Origin of the sequence: Sulfitobacter sp. 1A13353 (assembly GCF_043557255.1) — a bacterium.
In the GTDB taxonomy this organism is placed as follows: domain Bacteria; phylum Pseudomonadota; class Alphaproteobacteria; order Rhodobacterales; family Rhodobacteraceae; genus Sulfitobacter; species Sulfitobacter faviae.
The window spans coordinates 654,639-672,639 of the sequence record NZ_JBIFFS010000001.1 but is presented as its reverse complement, the minus strand read 5'-3'; the positions used below and the strand labels follow the sequence as shown (position 1 = coordinate 672,639).

The following is an 18,001-nucleotide window of genomic DNA, read 5'->3' as shown; positions in this document are numbered from 1 at the left end:
CGGCAATTTGTTAGTTTTCCTCGTCTTCCCAATCGCTGCCGATGGGGTCGCGGTCTCTTTTCCGTTCTTCTTTGATCATATTCTTGGCCTCCCGCTCTTCTTCGGGGTCGGTTTCTTCGGGGTCGCTCTCGGCGGCTTCGGTCTCGGCCATGGCGAGGACGAACCACATCGGGAAGTGGTCCGACCCGATCTTGTCCAAGCGGTCCATCTCTAGCAGACGAAACTGCGGATCGTGGAAGAGATGATCCAAGGGCCAGCGCATCCAAGGCATTGTCGCGCTGAATGTGTTGTACATGCCGCGCCCCACCCGCGGGTCCAAAAGACCCGAAAGCCGCTGAAAGCGTCGGGTCGTGGTGGACCAAGCCACATCGTTGAGATCGCCCGAGACAACGGCAGGCAGCGGATCCTTCTCGGCCTCGATGCCGACCAAAGCGATCTCACTGTCGCGCCCCTTTGTGTCATGTTCGATCACGGGCGGTTCGGGGTGGACGACGTAGAGGCGGAAATCCTCCCCCACCGGCAGGTGTACACGGGCGCGGATGGAGGGCACCTCTTCGGTGACCAACTCGCGCACCTCGACCTCCGACAGCGGGAGTTTCGACATGAGGCAAAGCCCATACCCATTGTCGAGCGGCACGTCGACGCGATGCTCGTAGTTCTTGCCCAGACCGTCATCCAGCGCGTCGATCCACGCCTGATCCACCTCGATCGCCATGAAGATATCTGGCACCCGCGCCTCGGCCAGTGCGATCAGCTTGCCATAGTCGCGGTTGGACATTTTGACATTGGCGGCCAGCAGGCTGAAATGGCGGTCCGTCGCGCGGCGCAACTCGGGCGAGGCCGCCAAGGATTGTTTGCGCCACAGCGGGGTGAACTTGGTGATGTAAAGCGCGTGAAGCGCGGCGACCCCCAACATCAACGCGATCCCGGCCATGCCCGAGGGTGTCGTCACCCCCTGCGACAGGGCGAACCCGATTGCCAGCAACAGTGCCAAGCCGAGGAATTGTTCCCGAGGAAAGGCCAGCCCGCGGATCGCCCCGAAGGGCAGTTTGCTCAGCGGCAGCAGGCTGCCCAGTATCAGCAGCCCCGCCAGTCCCCAGATCACCAAGTCCAATGCCGTTTCCAAATCCATCCCCCGGCGCGCCGCGCCTTTTGTACAAAGCAAAACAGGGCGCCGGAATACCCGACGCCCTGTCATTCTAACACATCTTTACGGCGAAAGTTCCTTTCGCCACACCGCCCCTAGGGGGCTTAGCCCTTGGCCTTGTCTTCGTCCTCGTCGTCTTCATCGGTGCTGTCGGGCAGCGAGAAGAAGCTGTCGGCGTCAGAGTAATCGCCCTTGGTGTGGCTCTCTTCTTCCTCGTCATCCGTGCTGTTGCCGGAAAGGGTGAAGGTTTCCAGCCCTTCGATGGCCGTGGGGATTTTCGGCTCGCTCTCCATGCCGAGGCTCTGCTCGGTCGAGACGAGTTTGCGGCGCTCATCGTCGTTCATCACCTCGCCCGCGGCGGCCTTTTTCGCGGCAGCCTTTTGCACGGCGGCGTCAAGCTCGGACTGTTTGCACAGGCCCAGCGCGACCGGGTCGATCGGTTGGATGTTGGCGATGTTCCAGTGTGTGCGCTCGCGAATCGCTTGGATCGTCGGCTTGGTGGTGCCCACCAGCTTGCTGACCTGACCATCGCTAAGCTCGGGGTGGAACTTGACCAGCCACAGGATCGACGCCGGACGGTCCTGACGTTTGCTGAGCGGGGTATAGCGCGGGCCGCGGCGTTTCTCTTCGCCCTCGGCGGCAGCGTTGAACTTGAGCTTCAGCTTGTGCAGCGGGTTGTCCTGCGCCGCGTCGATCTCTTCCTGCGTTAGCTGGTTGTTGGCAACCGGATCAAAACCCTTCACCCCCTGCGCCACGTCGCCATCGGCGATGCCCTGCACTTCGAGTTCATGCATGCCGACGAAATCGGCGATCTGCTTGAAGCTGATGGTGGTGTTGTCCACGAGCCAGACGGCGGTGGCTTTGGCCATAATCGGTTTTGCCATGTCACTCTCCTAAAAACGCAATTTTCCCGTCGCCTGAAAGGCTGTCCTGCTTGGCAGAACGGGCTCCATTGTCGGGGAAGTTGGCGGCTGTATACTGGCTCAAACGTCATAAGGGAAGACCCAATGCGGCCACTGCGCGCCTGTCTGCTGATCCTCGGGCTGATCGCCCCCACCGCCACGCTGGCCGAAGGGGAGCGTTCGGGCGAGTTCGACTACTACGTCATGTCCCTGTCATGGTCGCCCAATTGGTGCGAATTGACCGGCGACGCGCGGCAATCTCCGCAATGCGACGCCGCGAAAGACCACGGTTGGACCCTACATGGCCTCTGGCCACAGTTCACACGGGGATACCCGTCCTATTGCCAAAGTGGCCGTCGCCCGCCCAGCCGCGCCCAGACCGGGGCGATGGCCGATATCATGGGCACCGGTGGCTTGGCATGGCACCAGTGGAAGAAACACGGGTCTTGCAGCGGGTTGGACCCGGCGGATTATTTTGCCCTCTCACAGGAGGCCTACGCCCGCATCAAGCGCCCCGAGGTGTTTCGCAAGCTCGACCGCACCGTGTCCCTCCCCGCCGCGGTAGTGGAAGAGGCCTTCCTAAAAGCGAACCCGGACCTGACCGCGCGGGGGATCACCATCACCTGCAAGCAAGGGCACATCCAAGAGGCGCGCATCTGCCTGTCTCGCGACCTTGAGTTCATCCCCTGCGGACCGGACGTTCGGCGGGACTGCACGCTTGATAACGCGCTGTTCACCCCTCTGCGCTAGACCCAACCGGGCCGATAGTATGGCGAAAGCGGGAGAGGCGTAATTTCCTCCCCCGCATTCAATGCCTTTCGGCTCTCTCTCCAACACGGGTGGTCAGCGTCCCGGCCACCCGTGCCTTCAGTAAACGAATTACTGGTTAACAATTCGTTACTGTCTCAAGTTTTACTGATCTTCTCCGCCTTGCAGTTCACCGCCCACCTTCAGGACGATCTTGCCGATATGACCGCTGGCTTCCATCCGGCGGTGCGCGTCATTCGCCTCGGACAGGTCATAGGTGCTGTCCATCACCGGCGCGACGCGGCCCTGCTCCAACAGGGGCCAGACATTCTGCAAAAGCTCCTCTGCAATCCGGGCCTTGGCCAGATCGCTCTGCGGGCGCAGGGTCGATCCGGTCATGGTCAGGCGGCGGGTCATCAGCGTGACGAAGTTCACCTCCTGCTTGGCCCCTTGCAGGAAGGCGATTTGCACCAGCCTGCCGTCCTCGGCCAAAGCCTTGAGGTTGCGGTTGATATAGCTGCCGCCCACCATGTCGAGGATCACATCTGCGCCGCCCTCGGCCTGCACGACATCGACGAAATCCGTGTCCCGGTAGTTGATCGCCACCTCGGCCCCCAGCTTCATACAGGCCGCGCATTTGCTATCGGTGCCCGCGGTCACGAAGACCCGCGCGCCCAAGATACGCGCCAGTTGGATCGCCGTGGTGCCAATGCCGGAAGAGCCGCCGTGAATCAGCACTTTCTCCCCGGCCTTCAGCCCACCGCGCATGAAAAGGTTCGACCAGACGGTGAAGAAGGTCTCAGGCAGGCAAGCGGCCTCTTTCAGCCCCATGCCTTCGGGAATGGGCAAGCAATGCGCCGCGGGGGTGGCGACATATTCGGCATAGCCGCCGCCGGGCAGCAGGGCGCAGACCAGATCGCCCGGGGCCAGCGTTGTCACCCCCGGCCCGACTTCGACCACCTCGCCCGAGGCCTCCAACCCCGGCAGATCGCTGGCGGTGGCGGGCGGCGCGTAGCGGCCCGCGCGTTGCAGCGCATCGGGGCGGTTCACCCCGGCATAGGCGACCTTGATGATGACCTGACCGTGTTTCGGCTGAGGCCGCGGGCGGGTGGTGCCTTGCAGAACGTCCGGACCGCCGGGTTCGGTGATTTCGATTGCACGCATGGTCTCTGTCATGTCTGAAGTATCCTCGGGTCTGGTTTCGCCGCAGCCTAACGGGCGGCCCCGCGGCGTGCACCCGGAATTTGAGACCCGACGGAAGAGGGAGAGGCGGATGCGCGGGCAAGACAGGTTCAAATGGCATGAGGCCGCACGGCTTTATGCAGGGGAACAGGAACTGCCCCGCGCACCCGAAGGCCAGCACGACAGCTTCCGCGCCCTGCCCGCCACTCCGGCCTTTGATGCGCTGGCCGCCCTAACCACAGCGATTACCCAGCAGGCCCCCTTTTGCCTCAGCGACCGGCCCCTGCCCGATGACATCTCCTGCCCGCCTGCTGCCTTTCTCACCCTGACCGGCGGCGCGTCGGGGCGGCCCAAGGCGGTCCGCCGCAGCCAAGCCTCTTGGATCGCCAGTTTTGAGGTCAATGCCGACCGTTTCGCCCTTACCCGCCGCGACAGCGTCGCCGTGTTGGGGCAGCTCAGCCATTCGCTATCGCTCTATGCCGTGCTGGAAGCGCTGCATCTTGGCCTCGATGCGCATGTGCTGGCGGATCACGTTCCCCGGCGACAGGCAGAGCGGATCGCCGAAGCCGGGGCGACGATCCTCTACGCCACGCCGACGCAGCTGCGCCTGCTTGCCCGCGCTGCCGCCGCCCCGCTGCCATCGCTGCGCTTGGTCCTTTGCGGCGGCGGCGCGCTCGATCCGGCGACCCGGGCGGCGGTGGGGCGGCTCTGCCCCCAAGCGGCAGTGCATGTTTTCTACGGCGCGGCAGAGACAAGTTTTATCACGCTGGCCGATGCCGATACGCCCGAAGGCGCGGTGGGCCGCCCCTACCCCGGTGTCGAGCTGCGTCTGATGAATGCTGAGGGTGAACCCACAACTGATGTTGGTGAGATCTGGGTGCGCAGCCCCTACCTCTTCGATGGCTACGCCCTGGGCCCCAGCGAAGAGACCCGCTGGCAGGAGGGCTTCGTGACCGTGGGTGAGATGGGGGCGCTGGATGCCAAGGGCAACCTCTGGATCAAGGGGCGGCGGCAGCGCATGGTGCAGATCGCCGACCAGATGATTTTCCCCGAAACGGTGGAGGCCGTGATCAGCGCCGAAACCGGCCTGCCCTGCGCGGTTCTGCCCCGAGACGATGCGCTGCGAGGGCAGCATCTGGTCGCGGTGGTCGAAGCCCCGGCAGGAGAGCCGCCCGCCGAAGAGATCATTGCCCATTGCCGCGCGACGCTTGGGCCCCTCACCTCGCCCCGGCGCGTCTATTTCCGCGCCGACCTGCCACTGTTACCTTCGGGCAAGCCCGACCTGCGCGCCCTCTCGGACTGGGTAGAGGGCCAAACATGACCCGCGCCTATATCGTCTCTGCCTGCCGCAGCCCCGTCGCCCCGCGCGGCGGCGCGCTGGCGCATCTGTCTTTACCCGACCTTGCCGCGCCTGTGCTTTCCGCCGCCCTCAGCCGTGCGGGGCTTACGCCTGCGCAGGTCGACGAGGTGATCTGCAGCACCGCCCTTGGCCCCGGCGGCAATCCGGCGCGCAGCATCGCCTTGGCGGCAGGACTATCAGAACATGTCGCGGGGCTGAGCATTGACCGGCAATGCGCGGGGGGCTTGGATGCGCTGGCGCTGGCGCGGCAGATGGTCCTCAGCGGCGCGGCGGATATCGTCGTGGCGGGCGGGGCCGAGAGCTACTCTCGCCAGCCGCTGCGCTACCGCACCTTCGCCGATGGCCGCCCGGCTGAGGCCTATACCCAAGCGCCCTTCACCCCATGGCCCGAACGCGACCCGGACATGGCGGAGGCCGCCGCGGCGCTTGGTCGGTCCCAAGGCATTTCCCGCGCAGCACAGGATGACTGGGCCGTGGAAAGCCATGCGAAGGCCTGCGCACAGCCCCCAACCGAAGCGGAACTGGTGCCGCTCGCAGGCGTCTCAACCGATGCCTTCACCCGCCGGCTCACCCCCGCGCTTTGCAGCCGGGCCAAGGTGCTTTCCGGCGACATCACCGCCGCCAATGCCGCCGTCGCCGCCGATGCCGCGGCCTTTTGCGTCGTCGTGTCAGAGCGGGTGGCAGCAGACCTCGCCCTGCCGACAGTCGAACTCATCGCAGCGGCGACGAAGGGCAGCCGCCCCGAAGAGCCGGGGCTGGCCCCATTGGTGGCCATCGGAGAAGTCTTTCGTCAAAGCGGATTGGAAGCCAACGACCTGCACCGCGCCGAGATCATGGAGGCCTATGCCGTGCAGGCCATCGCCTGCGTCACCGGCGCGGGGATCGCGCCGCGGATCGTCAACAGAGGTGGCGGCGCTTTGGCGCGCGGGCATCCGATTGGCGCATCAGGCGCGATCAATGCGGTGCGGCTGTGGCATGAGTTGGTGGCGCGGGGATCAGGCATCGGCTTGGCGGGGATTGCCGCCGCCGGGGGGATCGGCTCTGCCGCGCTGATGCGGCTGTAGCGGCCCGCCCCTTGAGGAGCGGGCCAATCGTTTAGCTGCGCGACAGCAGGCTTGCCGGGCGCGCTTTGGCCAGACCGGAGGTGATGAACCCCGCCAGCACGGCTTTGATCAGGTCACCGGGGATGAAGGCTTGGACCAGCAAGGTCGCCTCGACCAGCGTTTTGTTCAGCGTCATCATCATGCCGAAGATGCCGAAGGCATAGACCACGAGGATGCCGCCCAAGACCGCCGACACCCCAGCCGCGAGACCCACCGGGGCACTGCGCCACTGGTCCATGATAAAGCCGGTCACGAAAGCCCCGATCGGGAAGCCGACGAGGAAACCCACGGTCGGCGAGGCAAAGACGCCCAGACCGCCACGGCCCCCGGCCAGAAGCGGCAGGCCCAGCGCCACCAGCGCCACGAACAAAAGCGCCGCAAGGCCACCGCGCCATGCGCCCAGCACCGTGCCACACAGCATGACACCCAGCGACTGCGCCGTGATCGGCACGCCGAAGCCAAGCGTGAATTTCGGAATCAGGCCCAGCGCCGCGATCAACGCGGCAAAAAGGGCGATCATGGTCAGATTGCGTTCCATTGGAAGGATCCTTGGGTTGAATTTTCCATTGCCTAGGCCACCCCCCTGCCCCGGTCAAGCATTACAGACCGCCCCGCGCGCGCAGCGCCTCGGCCACATGTTCGGCGTCATCGATGGCCAGAACAGTGAAGGGCATCACCACGCGCCAGCCCGCCCGCCTGCGCGACCGCGCCCGCCACGCCAGCGACAGCATCTGCCCCTTGACCGCCAGTACGGGGGTAAAGCGCACCACCAGCGCCACGGCCAACTCAAGGCTGCGCGTGCGCAGCCCGAAACGGCGCAGCGGGGCGGCGAGCCAATGCACCACCCCCATCATATCGCTGAGCTTCGTGGTCATGGTGACGAGGTTCGCAAGCCCCACAGCGGTGACCATCCGCAGCGCGATCACAAGCCCCGCCTCCGCATCGTCGGTCAAGACATGCCACAGCAGGATCAGCCCGACGAAAGGCCAAAGCATCCACAGACGCCCCAACCCAGCCCGCAGGAATGCTCGCCCCGGCAGGGCATAGAGCAGCAGCACCCCGGCACCGAAGAGAATTTGCCAAACCGGCTCCTCCACCCCGAAGAGCAGCAGCGTGGCCAGGCAGAGCGCCCCCAGCTTGGCCCCGGCGGGCCAGCCATGGGCGCGGGTCTCAACCGGCGAGGTCAGAGAGATCATCGCTCGCCCCCAATTCCTTCATCCGCGTCTCAAAGGCGCGCAGCACCGGGCGGGCGCTGCCTTGCTGGACGACCTCGCCGCGCTCCAGCCAGAGAACGTGATCGTATGCCGCCACCGCCGCCGGATCGTGGGTGATATGGACCAGCGTCAGATCCAGCCCCGCCAAAACCCGTTCAAGGTGCAACCGCGTGGGGATGTCGAGCCCGGCAAAGGGTTCGTCCAACACCACCACCCGGGGCTGCATCGCCAAGACTGCCATCAGGCAAACCAACTGCCGCTGTCCTTGGGAGAGTTGGTGAATCGATGCCTGCGCCCAATGGCGCTTGTCGAATTGACCAAGGATCGCCGCCACGCCCCGCGCAGCCTCGGCCTTGGATTGGCCCATCTGCCGCAGGCCAAAGGCGATTTCCTCTTCCACGGTGGGAAAGATGATCTGATGGTCCGGGTTCTGAAACAGGATGCCCACCGCCCCGATCGCGCGGCGGCGGTCACGGGCCACATCGACCCCGGCAATCCGCACCTGCCCCTCATCGGCGGCCACCAGCCCCGACAGAACCCGCGCGAAAGAGGTCTTGCCCGAGCCATTGCGGCCCACGATGCCGATCCGCGCGACATCGGAGCTCAGGCTCACATCCCGCAGCACCGGCGTGCCCCCGGGGGTGTAGCTGATGCTGTCAATATCGATGAGCGGAAGGGTCGCGTTGGTCATCGGGCGCCTGTGGTAAAACCGGGTGCCCCGCCCTACCACCTGCCGCGCGGGCGGGGAAGCCCGCAGCGCGCCTCAGCTTGGCGGCGTCCAACGGCCCGGCAGATCGGGGTCACCTTGCCCGCGCGGGGCCTTGATATGGCTCAACAGCCAGTTCGGCCCGGCCATCAGACGGCTCAGCGTCGGGCTTTCGCGCACATGGGATTTGAGCTTTTCGATCTGCATCACATCGTCGATGCGCCGGTCGAGGAACGACCATGTCGCCTGATGCCCCTCACTGGCATCCCCCAGCCAATAGAGCAGCGTGGCCGAATAGACCCCCGACAGCGTGGCCCGTTTGCTATACCAATTCACATCCTCCGAGGTATCGCCAAGCGCGGTCCAAATCTTATCGCTGGTCTCCCAGATCAGCCCGGCCCCTTCGGGGGCGTGATGCGGCAGGGCGAAAAGCGTGCTGCCCCGGCGGATCGCCTCACGATCCCCGGCTTCGAGCCGCAGGCGCACGGCCTTGGCGATACGGTCCCTGAAGCGCAGCGCCGACAGATCGGCCTGCGCCAAGCCATCGACCATCTTGGCATCGCCGCGCCGGTGATAGGCCACCGCCAGATCGACCGCACCGCGCGGGCAGACCGCACGGGCCAGCGCCGGGTCCAGACCGCTGTCCTTGATCGCGGCGTTGAAGGTCGCGGGCGACCAGCCGTCAAACGGCACATGCATCAATGCGGCATCCAGCAATTGGTCCTTTGGGTCGGCCTTGGGCGGTGTCATGGCGGGCTCCTATCGGGGCGTGATGGGGTGGACAAACGTGATATAGGCTGTTATAGGCCCACTTCCTGCAATTCCTTGCAACTTTATCCTAGAAAGGTGGTGACAACCACATGCAGGTTAGTGTTCGCGACAACAACGTCGATCAGGCCCTCCGGGCTCTGAAGAAAAAGCTCCAGCGCGAAGGCGTTTTCCGTGAAATGAAGCTCAAGCAACATTTCGAGAAACCGTCCGAGAAAAAAGCGCGCGAGAAAGCTGAAGCGATCCGTCGTGCCCGTAAGCTGGCACGCAAAAAAGCGCAACGCGAAGGTATGATGTAAATCATCCCCGCGACACGCGACAGATATAGAACCCCCGGTGCCCATGGCAGCGGGGGTTTTGTTTTGCGGGGGAGCGCAACCGAGCCGGGCAGCGCCAGACCGCGGGAAGGCGCTCGAAATCCCTTCAATTAGGCAGTTTATGGTAGCTGCGCTTGAGAAATACTTCAGGACGGCACGACCTCAGCAAAAGCGCCAGCCCGTCCGAGCGGTCTGGCGCTGCCCGGCGGCCTCACGGCCTTGATTCCGGGCTTTCCAACTACACCGGCAGCGCCGTGGTCTTGCACACCGTCCTGAGCGCAAAACTCGACTGCATCTGCGCCACGCCGGGCAGCCGCGCCAAATGCTGCCGGTGAATACGGGCGAAATCTTCGGTATTCTCGGCCACGATCTTCAACAGGTAATCCGCCGTGCCAGCCATCAGGTGACACTCCAGGACATCGGGAATGCGCGAGACCGACTTCTCGAAAGCCTCCAACACCTCTTCGGCCTGCGCCTGCAAAGTGATCTCAACAAAGACCGTCGTCGGCATATCCAGCTTGCGCGGGTCCAAGAGGGCGACATAATCGCGGATATACCCTTCCTTCTCCAACCGCTGTACACGGCGATGACAGGCCGAGGGCGACAGATGCACCACCTCTGACAGTTCGGCATTGGACATCCGCCCATTGCGCTGCAAAGCCCGCAGAACACGCCGATCAATCTCATCCAAGGCCATATGCGCAATACTTTCGCGTGAGGAAGCAACCCAGCGCGATTATATTCGAAGGATGCGCCCTTTGGCGACCCCAATTTGGCAGCGATATGCACGGCGGATATGATAATCCTGTCCCACTACGGAGGAGGAGGAACCCCCATGAAAATCGGATGCCCGACAGAAATTAAACCGCAGGAATTCCGCGTCGGCCTGACGCCCAATGCCGCACAAGAAGCCATCGCCCATGGGCATGAGGTTATCGTGCAGGCGGGGGCCGGGGTCGGCGCGGGTTTCGAAGACGCTGACTACACCGCCGCAGGCGCCACCATCATCGACACGGCCGAGGAGATCTTTGCCACAGCCGACATGATCGTCAAGGTCAAGGAGCCGCAGGCGGGCGAACGCAAGATGCTGCGCGAAGGGCAATTGCTCTTTACCTATCTGCACCTCGCGCCCGACCCGGATCAAACCCACGACCTGCTGGCCTCGGGCTGTACGGCGATTGCCTATGAAACCGTGACCGACCGCAATGGCGGCCTGCCCCTTCTGGCCCCAATGTCCGAGGTCGCGGGCCGTTTGGCCCCGCAGGTCGGAGCATGGACGCTGCAAAAGGCCAATGGCGGGCGCGGCGTGTTGATGGGCGGCGTGCCCGGTGTCGGCCCGGCTAAGGTTATGGTCATCGGCGGCGGCGTCGTCGGCACCCATGCGGCCCGCATCGCCGCGGGCATGGGCGCGGATGTGACCGTGCTCGACCGCTCCCTGCCCCGGATGCGCTATCTCGATGACATCTATGGCGGCACCTTCAAAACCGCCTATGCCAGCGCGGGCAACACCATCGAACTGGCGCGTGAGGCCGATATGATCATCGGCGCGGTGCTGATCCCCGGGGCCGCGGCCCCCAAACTGATCAGCCGCGCGCAACTGTCCGAACTCAAACCCGGCGCGGCGCTGGTCGACGTGGCCATCGACCAAGGCGGCTGCTTCGAGACTTCCAAGGCGACGACGCACCAAGACCCGGTTTATGAGGTCGACGGCATCATGCACTACTGTGTGGCCAATATGCCCGGCGCGGTGGCGCGCACCTCGACCATCGCGCTTGGCAACGCCACCATGCCCTTCATGCTGGCGCTGGCCGACAAGGGCTGGAAACAGGCCTGCGCGGATGACCCGCACCTCAAGGCCGGGCTGAACGTCCACGCGGGCAAGCTGACCTATGCCGCCGTGGGCGAAGCGCTTGGGATCGACAGCATCACCGCGGATCAGGCCATCGCGGGCTGAACGTCAGCGGCCAAACAAAAGGCCCGCCAGATTGGCGGGCCTTTCCATTTCGAAAGCAGCGCTCAGCGCGTCTTCAAAGCGTCCCGAATTTCCAACAATACATCGAGCTGCGATGGGCCGGTCTTGACCTCTGGTGCCACCTCATCCGGCTTTTCTGCAGCCGCCTTCACCCGGTTCACCATCTTCACCAGGATGAAGACCACGAAGGCGATGATGAAAAAGTTGATCACGGCCATCAGGAACGAGCCATAGGCGAAGACCGACGCCCCCGCCTCCCGCGCCTGCTCTAGCGAAGCGGTCGCAGGCACATCGCCCGACAGCACGGCATAGTTGTTGGTGAAATCCACCCCGCCGGTGAAAAGCCCGACGATCGGATTGATCAGATCGGCCACCAGTGACGACACGATCGCCGTGAAGGCCGCGCCGATGATGATACCAACGGCCATGTCCATGACATTGCCCTTGGCGATGAAATCCTTGAATTCTTGAATCACAGTTCTGTCCCTATTCTAAGGCGCGCCGATAACCCCGCCATCACGGTCGATAGTGCGGACTGGCACATAGAACGGTCAATAAAGTTTTACGGTAAATCGCGCGTTTTACGGCCCGCGCCCGTTCAATCCCGAAAACAGACCCGCAAAAGCGCGCCCTCGGGGCTGAAATCGGTCGTCAGACGCCCGTTCAACTGCTCGGCTGCCGTGGCCATTAACATCCGCCCCAGCCCCGTGCTATCGGCCCCCGAGACGGCACCGGCATGGCCGCAGCCATTGTCACGGCATTCCAAAAGCCAGCCCTCGGCCCCCTCCTGCCGCCGTAGGGAAATTTTGATCTCCCCTGCCCGGTCCCCGGCGAAGGCGTGTTTGATCGAATTGGCCACGAATTCGCTCACGATCATGCCGAGGGCTGAGGCCTGCACGGCCTGCAACTCGCCCGGCTCAGCCGCACAAAAGATAGTAACGTGGTCCGGCGCGCTGGCGGCAAGAAGCTTGTTCAGTTGTTCGAGATAGGAGGTGGTTTGCACCTTGCTTCGGCCACCCTGCCCCATCAACTCGCTGTGCAGCGATGCCACCGCGCCGAAACGACGCTCGACAAGGGCAAGCACATCCTTGGCGTCGGGGTCTTGCACCTTGCGCGTCGCCATGCGCAGCAATGAGGCGATGGTCTGGAACGAGTTCTTCACCCGGTGGTCCATCTCGGCGCGCAGCGCCGCTTCGATGCGGATTTTCTTGCGCAGTTCCAACTGCATCATCACATGGCGCGAGAGGGTTTGCAGCGCTTGGCGTTGAAAATCATTCAGGGTCCGCGGCTTGGTATCCAGCACGCAAAGCGTGCCAATCGGCTGGCCGTTCGGCGCGACAAGATTGGCACCGGCATAGAATTTCACCCGAGGGTCGCCAACATAGAGCGGATTGTCCGAGGTGCGCGGATCCGCCCCCATATCCGCAATCTCGGTATAGCCCTCGTCGAGAATGGCATGAGAGCAAACCGATTGATCAAGGGCCGTCTCATGCGGCTCGAACCCGACGCGCGCCTTGAACCATTGGCGCTTTTCATCCACCAGACTGATCAGAGAGACGGGCGTTTCGCAGATTTTGGACGCGAGCTCGACAATATCGTCGAAATCCGCTTCGGCTTCGGTATCAAGAACATCATAGGAATAGAGCGTCTCTAGACGCTCGTCCTGCTCTGCGGGCGTGTCGGCTAAAATGGACCTTCTCCTTCCAAAGTTAACCCGCCGCGCGACTATGGCACGACAGCGGGGGTCGGATATGGCCTGCCTTTCGGGGGGCAGATCACGGCTGATGAACCTCCAGCTAGTGAAGGTTTAGTCCGCAAAGCAGCGGCGTCCAGCACGCTGCCGAATCGATTCGCGCTTAAACCCTTGATAGATGTTAAATTTTAACGCGGCTAGCCCCGCTGCCGCGTTACCCCGGCAGCGTACCGGTCAAGACATAGCGCAGAATCTCAACCACCTGCGCAGGCTCGGAGGCCACGGCGAGCGCCGCCGCGTCGACCTCTTTCAGCGCATGGGCGTGGTCGGGGCCGTGCAGGATGATCAGCGATTTGCCAAGTGCTGCGGCATAGCCCGCATCGAAGGCCGCGTTCCACTGCTTGTACTGGTCACCGAAACGCACCACGACGACATCCGCCTCGGCAATCGCCTTGCGGGTGCGGATCGCGTTGATCTGTGCGCCCTTACGGTCATGCCAGAACTTGTCGTCCTCCGCGCCGAGGATCGCCACGCCGCAATCGTCGCTGGCGGCGTGGTCGGTGACGGGTGCGGTAAAGGTCACGTCGAGACCCTTGGCCCCTTCGGTGATCTGTTCGCGCCAGTCGGTGTGAATTTCACCGGAGAGATAGACTTTCATCGCTTCCGTCCTTCCTTGGTTCAGCCGCGCAGCACGCCGCCGGTGGCCTTGGTCACCTTTTCGACCACCTTAGCAGCCACGGCTTCAATGTCTGCATCCTTCAGCGTCTTGTCGCTGGGCTGGAGCCGCACGGTGATGGCGAGGGATTTCTTGCCTTCGCCAAGGCTGCCGCCGATGAACTCGTCGAAAACGCGGACATCTTCGATCAGGGTCTTGTCGGCACCCTTGGCGGCATTGACCAACGCCAGCGCCTCGACATCGGCATCGACGACAAAAGCGAAGTCACGCTCGACCGCTTGCAGGTCGCTGATCTGCAACGCCGGGCGCGTGGCGCCGGATTTGCGCGGCAGCGGCACCTCGGCGGGATAGAGGGTGAAGGCCATCGCCGGGCCTTTCACGTCCATCGCCGCCAGAACGCGCGGATGCACCTCGCCGAAGACGCCGAGCACCTTCTTGGGGCCGAGGCAGATCTTGCCGTGGCGGCCCGGGTGCCACCACTCATCAGCCCCGCGCAGGATCTGCACCTTGGCGGGCGCGCCGATGGCGGCCAGCACTGCTTCGGCATCGGCCTTCACGTCATAGACATCCACCGCGCGCGCCGCGCCATGCACGTCCCGCGGGCCGGTGCGACCCACCAGAAGACCGGAAACCATGACCTGTTCCTCGCCCGGCTCCCCGCCGGAGAAAGCGGGGCCAACCTCGAAAAGCGCCATGTCGGCAAAGCCGCGCGCCTGATTGCGGGCGGCAGCTTGCAGCAGGCCGGGCAGCAGGTCGGGGCGCATGTGGCTCATGTCCGAGGAGATCGGGTTCTCCAGCCGCGTCGCATCGGTGCCACCGCCGAATAGCGCCGCCGAGGTTTGGTCGATGAAGCTGTAGCTCACGCATTCGTTGTAGCCGAGCGCCGCCGCCGTGCGCCGTGCCGTCACCACGCGGCGCTGCATGGGCGAAAGCACCGGGCGCGGCACGCCCGTGGTCAGGCGCGGCAGGGGCTTGCCTTCGAGCTGCGTCAGCGAGGCGATACGCGCGACTTCTTCGACCAGATCGGCCTCGCCCTGCACGTCCGGGCGCCAGCTTGGCACCTGTGCCATGTCGCCGTCGAGCTGGAAGCCGAGCGCGGTCAGCGTCTCACGCTGGTCACTCTCAGGGATCGTCATGCCGACGAGCGACTGCACCCGCGCGGTATCGAGCTTGTAGGCGCGCGACGTGTCCGGCACCTGCCCCGCGACCACAACCTCGGAAGCCTCGCCGCCCGCGTGATCAAGGATCATATGCGTAGCAAGCTCCAGCCCCTCGGGCGTGAAGGCCGGGTCGACGCCGCGCTCGAACCGGTAGCGCGCGTCCGAGTTGATCTTCAGCGCGCGGCCCGTATAGGCGATCTGCACCGGGTCCCAATAGGCGCTCTCGACAAAGACGTTCACCGTCTCCTCGGTCACACCGGTCGCCTCGCCGCCCATGATGCCCGCGATGCTTTCCACACCGCTATCGTCGGAGATGGCCATCTGGCCCTCCTGCAGGGTGTAGGTCTTCTCGTCGAGCGCGGCGATCTCCTCGCCGCCCTTGGCGCGGTGCACGCGCAGATTGCCTTTGACCTTGTCGGCGTCGAAGACATGCAGCGGACGGTTGCGGTCGAAGGTGAAGAAGTTGGTCACGTCCACGAGGAACGAGATCGGGCGCAGCCCGATTGCGCGGAGCCGGTCCTGCAGCCACTGCGGGCTGGGGCCGTTCTTCACGCCTTTAATCAAGCGGCCATAGAACACAGGGCAGCCGTCCAGCGTGTCGTCATCAATGCTGACGCTGATCGGCGAGGCAAAGCTGCCCGCCACGGCATCGGAATCGCGCGGCTTGAGCTTGCCCAGACCCCGCGCGGCGAGGTCGCGCGCGATGCCGCGCACGCCGAGCGCATCGGGGCGGTTCGGGGTGATGGCGATCTCGATCACCGGGTCGACCTTCGCCGGGTCATTCTCGGCCAGCCAGTCGATGAAACGGTCACCGGGCTTGCCCGAGGGCAGCTCAATGATGCCGTCATGCTCTTCGCTTAGCTCCGTCTCGCGCTCAGAGGCCATCATGCCGAAGCTCTCCACGCCGCGGATCTTGCCGACGCCGATGGTCGTGTCGATGCCCGGCACATAGACGCCCGGCTTGGCCACAACGACGGTAATCCCCGCCCGCGCGTTCGGCGCGCCGCAGATGATCTGCATGACGCCCTCGTCGGTTTCCACCTGACAGACGTTCAGCCGGTCGGCATCGGGGTGTTTTTCCGCCGATTGCACATAGCCGAGGGTAAAGTCAGCAAGCTTCGCCGCCGGGTTCTCGACGCCTTCGACTTCGAGGCCGAGGTCGGTCAGGGCATAGGTGATCTCATCAATCGACGCCGTGGTGTCGAGATGGTCCTTGAGCCAGGAGAGGGTGAATTTCATGCTATGCGTCCTCGCTTTCGAAGCTGACCTCTATCGTCAACAATGGCCGTTTTTCTTTTGATTCCGCTGAAAATGAAAAAATCACCAAAGCAATCACGGCAAAAACGGCGAGGGCAATAGAAAAAATCTTTGCCTGAAACCCGTACTCTTTAGCCACCAAGTCCAACATCAAGCGGTGTTGCATTTTCTGCGCCATATACCATTCTGGTCGAGGTTCTCTCTTGCGGTTTTCCTTCTCGAGTTTGAGGTAGTGTGACTGCCCTAGGTGCCCAACTCCGTCGAGACCCGCAAACAGGGGACCAACTAAGAAACCAATGATTGCGGCAAAGGCGAATGACAACCATGGATCGTAGTCTCTTACGTCTCCCGCAATTGACCACATCCCTCCTAATAAGAGGAATACGACCCCCATGGCTACAGCATTTTTAGCTTCAATCTTTTTCAGCACACCTAACAAGATTTTATGCGAACCCGGGCTAAGAATTGGCCTTGAAGACCGTATGGGCAGCCGACCGTGCATGAAATTATCGCCATGATCAGTCGGGTTCATGTTTTGCATCAGTGCATAATCATCAAGCCGATCCTTAAGTGCGCGAAATCCGTCTTTTTTGGCCTTGTTCTTTCCATAAATTATTCGGCCCTGTACAATTGCAGCTGAACATCCGGCACCTGCCAAGACGGTCAAACCCAACTGAACTGCTGGAGGCCAACCCAAGAAAATTTCGCAGATACTCACCGCGACAACCCACCATGCAAATTCGGCTGATCCAAGCTCGCAAACCCATAATGCCGCAGCCAGCGCAGGTCTGAATCAAAAAACGCCCGCAGATCCGGAATCCCGTATTTCAACATCGCGATCCGGTCGATCCCCATGCCGAAGGCAAAGCCCTGCCACTCATTCGGGTCGATCCCGCCCGCGGCGAGCACCTTGGGGTGCACCATGCCGGAGCCCAGCACCTCCATCCAGCCGTCGCCCTCGCCAATGCGCAACTGGCCGTCGACCCAGGAACACTGGATGTCGACCTCAGCCGAAGGCTCGGTGAAGGGGAAGTGCGAGGCGCGGAAGCGGGTCTTGATGCCGTCGATCTCAAAGAAGGCCGAGAAGAACTCTTCCAGCACCCATTTCAGGTTCGCCATCGACAGATCCTTGTCGATCGCCAGCCCTTCGACCTGATGGAACATCGGCGTGTGGGTCTGGTCGTAGTCCGCACGATACACACCGCCGGGGCAGATGATGCGCAGGGGCGCGCCTTCGGCCTCCATCGTGCGGATCTGCACCGGGGAAGTATGGGTGCGCAGCACATGGGGGGCGCGTTCGTCCCCCTCAGCCCGGTGCATATAGAAGGTGTCCATCTCGGCCCGCGCGGGGTGGTGGCCGGGGATGTTCAGCGCATCGAAGTTGTACCAATCGGTGTCGATGCGCGGGCCTTCGGCGACGGAAAAGCCCATCTCGGCAAAGATCGCGGTCAGTTCTTCGGTCACTTGGCTGACCGGATGGATGCTGCCCTGACGCTGGTGCCGCGTGGGCAGGGTCACGTCGAGCCATTCGCTGCGCAGGCGCTCGTCCAGCGCGGCATCGGCAAGGCCGGCCTTCTTGGCGGCGAGGGCCGAGTTGATCTCATCCTTCAGCGCGTTCAACGCGGGGCCCGCGACCTGACGCTCCTCGGGGGTCATCTTGCCCAGCTCGCGCATTTTCAGCGCGACTTCGCCCTTTTTGCCCACGGCGGCCAGCCGGATGTCTTCCAGCGCGGATTCGTCGCCAGCATCGGCGATTTGGCTCAGGTACTTTTGCTTCAGATCGTCCATGACAGGCCC

19 protein-coding genes are annotated in these 18,001 nt (G+C 63.5%); 5 read left to right on the top strand and 14 right to left on the bottom strand.

What is annotated here, in order from left to right:
• Nucleotides 1-10: 10 nt before the first annotated feature.
• Entirely contained in the window at nt 11-1,132 is a 1,122-nt protein-coding gene (locus ACGYLO_RS03315; protein ID WP_271688368.1) for an endonuclease/exonuclease/phosphatase family protein, read from the bottom strand.
• Nucleotides 1,133-1,251: 119 nt separating this feature from the next.
• On the bottom strand, nt 1,252-2,031 hold the full coding sequence (locus tag ACGYLO_RS03310) for a DUF1013 domain-containing protein (protein WP_067268570.1): 780 nt from the start codon (nt 2,029-2,031) through the stop codon (nt 1,252-1,254).
• 123 nt (nt 2,032-2,154) lie between these two features.
• On the opposite strand from ACGYLO_RS03310, the gene ACGYLO_RS03305 reads away from it, so the two are divergent.
• A complete protein-coding gene (locus ACGYLO_RS03305; RefSeq protein ID WP_271688369.1) occupies nt 2,155-2,799 on the top strand; it encodes a ribonuclease T2 in 645 nt (214 codons plus the stop codon).
• 162 nt (nt 2,800-2,961) lie between these two features.
• Here ACGYLO_RS03305 and ACGYLO_RS03300 read toward each other — a convergent pair whose 3' ends face one another.
• The gene (locus ACGYLO_RS03300; RefSeq protein WP_271688370.1) at nt 2,962-3,972 is read right to left on the bottom strand and encodes an NAD(P)H-quinone oxidoreductase; all 1,011 of its coding nucleotides are present in this window, start codon (nt 3,970-3,972) and stop codon (nt 2,962-2,964) included.
• A 97-nt stretch (nt 3,973-4,069) separates the two neighbouring features.
• Here ACGYLO_RS03300 and ACGYLO_RS03295 point away from each other — a divergent pair, with 97 nt between their 5' ends.
• Together ACGYLO_RS03295 and ACGYLO_RS03290 are read left to right on the top strand one after the other, a co-directional pair.
• The gene (locus ACGYLO_RS03295) at nt 4,070-5,299 is read left to right on the top strand and encodes a class I adenylate-forming enzyme family protein (RefSeq protein ID WP_271688371.1); all 1,230 of its coding nucleotides are present in this window, start codon (nt 4,070-4,072) and stop codon (nt 5,297-5,299) included.
• Nucleotides 5,296-6,402: a thiolase family protein gene (locus ACGYLO_RS03290; protein WP_271688372.1), complete on the top strand. Its 1,107-nt coding sequence runs from the start codon at nt 5,296-5,298 to the stop codon at nt 6,400-6,402. The genes ACGYLO_RS03295 and ACGYLO_RS03290 overlap by 4 nt, the downstream gene beginning before the upstream one ends.
• A 31-nt stretch (nt 6,403-6,433) precedes the next feature.
• On the opposite strand, the gene ACGYLO_RS03285 is transcribed toward ACGYLO_RS03290, so the two are convergent.
• The 4 genes from ACGYLO_RS03285 to ACGYLO_RS03270 all read right to left on the bottom strand — a co-directional run bounded on the left by ACGYLO_RS03285 (nt 6,434) and on the right by ACGYLO_RS03270 (nt 9,111).
• The gene (locus ACGYLO_RS03285) at nt 6,434-6,979 is read right to left on the bottom strand and encodes a biotin transporter BioY (protein ID WP_209216564.1); all 546 of its coding nucleotides are present in this window, start codon (nt 6,977-6,979) and stop codon (nt 6,434-6,436) included.
• A gap of 61 nt (nt 6,980-7,040) precedes the next feature.
• Nucleotides 7,041-7,637: an energy-coupling factor transporter transmembrane component T gene (locus ACGYLO_RS03280; protein ID WP_271688374.1), complete on the bottom strand. Its 597-nt coding sequence runs from the start codon at nt 7,635-7,637 to the stop codon at nt 7,041-7,043.
• Complete coding sequence (locus ACGYLO_RS03275; RefSeq protein WP_271688375.1) at nt 7,612-8,346, bottom strand: energy-coupling factor ABC transporter ATP-binding protein; 735 nt, start codon at nt 8,344-8,346, stop codon at nt 7,612-7,614. The genes ACGYLO_RS03280 and ACGYLO_RS03275 overlap by 26 nt, the downstream gene beginning before the upstream one ends.
• Before the next feature lie 72 nt (nt 8,347-8,418).
• Nucleotides 8,419-9,111, bottom strand: coding sequence for a COQ9 family protein (locus ACGYLO_RS03270; RefSeq protein ID WP_271688376.1), 693 nt, complete (start codon nt 9,109-9,111; stop codon nt 8,419-8,421).
• A 110-nt stretch (nt 9,112-9,221) separates the two neighbouring features.
• On the opposite strand from ACGYLO_RS03270, the gene rpsU reads away from it, so the two are divergent.
• Entirely contained in the window at nt 9,222-9,428 is a 207-nt protein-coding gene (gene rpsU, locus ACGYLO_RS03265) for a 30S ribosomal protein S21 (RefSeq protein ID WP_007118112.1), read from the top strand.
• A gap of 256 nt (nt 9,429-9,684) precedes the next feature.
• Here rpsU and ACGYLO_RS03260 read toward each other — a convergent pair whose 3' ends face one another.
• Complete coding sequence (locus ACGYLO_RS03260) at nt 9,685-10,143, bottom strand: Lrp/AsnC family transcriptional regulator (RefSeq protein WP_120351940.1); 459 nt, start codon at nt 10,141-10,143, stop codon at nt 9,685-9,687.
• A gap of 138 nt (nt 10,144-10,281) precedes the next feature.
• On the opposite strand from ACGYLO_RS03260, the gene ald reads away from it, so the two are divergent.
• Nucleotides 10,282-11,400 carry an alanine dehydrogenase gene (gene ald, locus ACGYLO_RS03255; protein ID WP_271688377.1) on the top strand — a complete coding sequence of 373 codons (1,119 nt, stop codon included), beginning with the start codon at nt 10,282-10,284 and terminating at the stop codon, nt 11,398-11,400.
• 62 nt (nt 11,401-11,462) lie between these two features.
• On the opposite strand, the gene mscL is transcribed toward ald, so the two are convergent.
• The 6 genes from mscL to pheS all read right to left on the bottom strand — a co-directional run bounded on the left by mscL (nt 11,463) and on the right by pheS (nt 17,992).
• Nucleotides 11,463-11,894 (bottom strand): large conductance mechanosensitive channel protein MscL, encoded by a 432-nt coding sequence (mscL, locus tag ACGYLO_RS03250; RefSeq protein ID WP_271688378.1) that lies wholly within the window; start codon nt 11,892-11,894, stop codon nt 11,463-11,465.
• A 122-nt stretch (nt 11,895-12,016) separates the two neighbouring features.
• Nucleotides 12,017-13,012 carry a histidine kinase dimerization/phosphoacceptor domain -containing protein gene (locus ACGYLO_RS03245; protein ID WP_276154395.1) on the bottom strand — a complete coding sequence of 332 codons (996 nt, stop codon included), beginning with the start codon at nt 13,010-13,012 and terminating at the stop codon, nt 12,017-12,019.
• Nucleotides 13,013-13,325: 313 nt separating this feature from the next.
• The gene (locus tag ACGYLO_RS03240) at nt 13,326-13,769 is read right to left on the bottom strand and encodes a YtoQ family protein (RefSeq protein WP_209216571.1); all 444 of its coding nucleotides are present in this window, start codon (nt 13,767-13,769) and stop codon (nt 13,326-13,328) included.
• 20 nt (nt 13,770-13,789) lie between these two features.
• Nucleotides 13,790-16,186 carry a phenylalanine--tRNA ligase subunit beta gene (gene pheT, locus ACGYLO_RS03235; protein ID WP_271688379.1) on the bottom strand — a complete coding sequence of 799 codons (2,397 nt, stop codon included), beginning with the start codon at nt 16,184-16,186 and terminating at the stop codon, nt 13,790-13,792.
• A 1-nt stretch (nt 16,187) separates the two neighbouring features.
• Nucleotides 16,188-16,877: a hypothetical protein gene (locus ACGYLO_RS03230; RefSeq protein ID WP_271688380.1), complete on the bottom strand. Its 690-nt coding sequence runs from the start codon at nt 16,875-16,877 to the stop codon at nt 16,188-16,190.
• A gap of 41 nt (nt 16,878-16,918) precedes the next feature.
• Complete coding sequence (gene pheS, locus ACGYLO_RS03225; RefSeq protein WP_271688381.1) at nt 16,919-17,992, bottom strand: phenylalanine--tRNA ligase subunit alpha; 1,074 nt, start codon at nt 17,990-17,992, stop codon at nt 16,919-16,921.
• Nucleotides 17,993-18,001: the final 9 nt, after the last annotated feature.

Coding starts and splice junctions, on each gene's coding strand:
- ACGYLO_RS03315 (WP_271688368.1), bottom strand. CDS start 1,132: ATGGATTTGGAAACGGCATTGGACTTGGTGATCTGGGGACTGGCGGGG.
- ACGYLO_RS03310 (WP_067268570.1), bottom strand. CDS start 2,031: ATGGCAAAACCGATTATGGCCAAAGCCACCGCCGTCTGGCTCGTGGAC.
- ACGYLO_RS03305 (WP_271688369.1), top strand. CDS start 2,155: ATGCGGCCACTGCGCGCCTGTCTGCTGATCCTCGGGCTGATCGCCCCC.
- ACGYLO_RS03300 (WP_271688370.1), bottom strand. CDS start 3,972: ATGACAGAGACCATGCGTGCAATCGAAATCACCGAACCCGGCGGTCCG.
- ACGYLO_RS03295 (WP_271688371.1), top strand. CDS start 4,070: ATGCGCGGGCAAGACAGGTTCAAATGGCATGAGGCCGCACGGCTTTAT.
- ACGYLO_RS03290 (WP_271688372.1), top strand. CDS start 5,296: ATGACCCGCGCCTATATCGTCTCTGCCTGCCGCAGCCCCGTCGCCCCG.
- ACGYLO_RS03285 (WP_209216564.1), bottom strand. CDS start 6,979: ATGGAACGCAATCTGACCATGATCGCCCTTTTTGCCGCGTTGATCGCG.
- ACGYLO_RS03280 (WP_271688374.1), bottom strand. CDS start 7,637: ATGATCTCTCTGACCTCGCCGGTTGAGACCCGCGCCCATGGCTGGCCC.
- ACGYLO_RS03275 (WP_271688375.1), bottom strand. CDS start 8,346: ATGACCAACGCGACCCTTCCGCTCATCGATATTGACAGCATCAGCTAC.
- ACGYLO_RS03270 (WP_271688376.1), bottom strand. CDS start 9,111: ATGACACCGCCCAAGGCCGACCCAAAGGACCAATTGCTGGATGCCGCA.
- rpsU (WP_007118112.1), top strand. CDS start 9,222: ATGCAGGTTAGTGTTCGCGACAACAACGTCGATCAGGCCCTCCGGGCT.
- ACGYLO_RS03260 (WP_120351940.1), bottom strand. CDS start 10,143: ATGGCCTTGGATGAGATTGATCGGCGTGTTCTGCGGGCTTTGCAGCGC.
- ald (WP_271688377.1), top strand. CDS start 10,282: ATGAAAATCGGATGCCCGACAGAAATTAAACCGCAGGAATTCCGCGTC.
- ACGYLO_RS03240 (WP_209216571.1), bottom strand. CDS start 13,769: ATGAAAGTCTATCTCTCCGGTGAAATTCACACCGACTGGCGCGAACAG.
- pheT (WP_271688379.1), bottom strand. CDS start 16,186: ATGAAATTCACCCTCTCCTGGCTCAAGGACCATCTCGACACCACGGCG.
- pheS (WP_271688381.1), bottom strand. CDS start 17,992: ATGGACGATCTGAAGCAAAAGTACCTGAGCCAAATCGCCGATGCTGGC.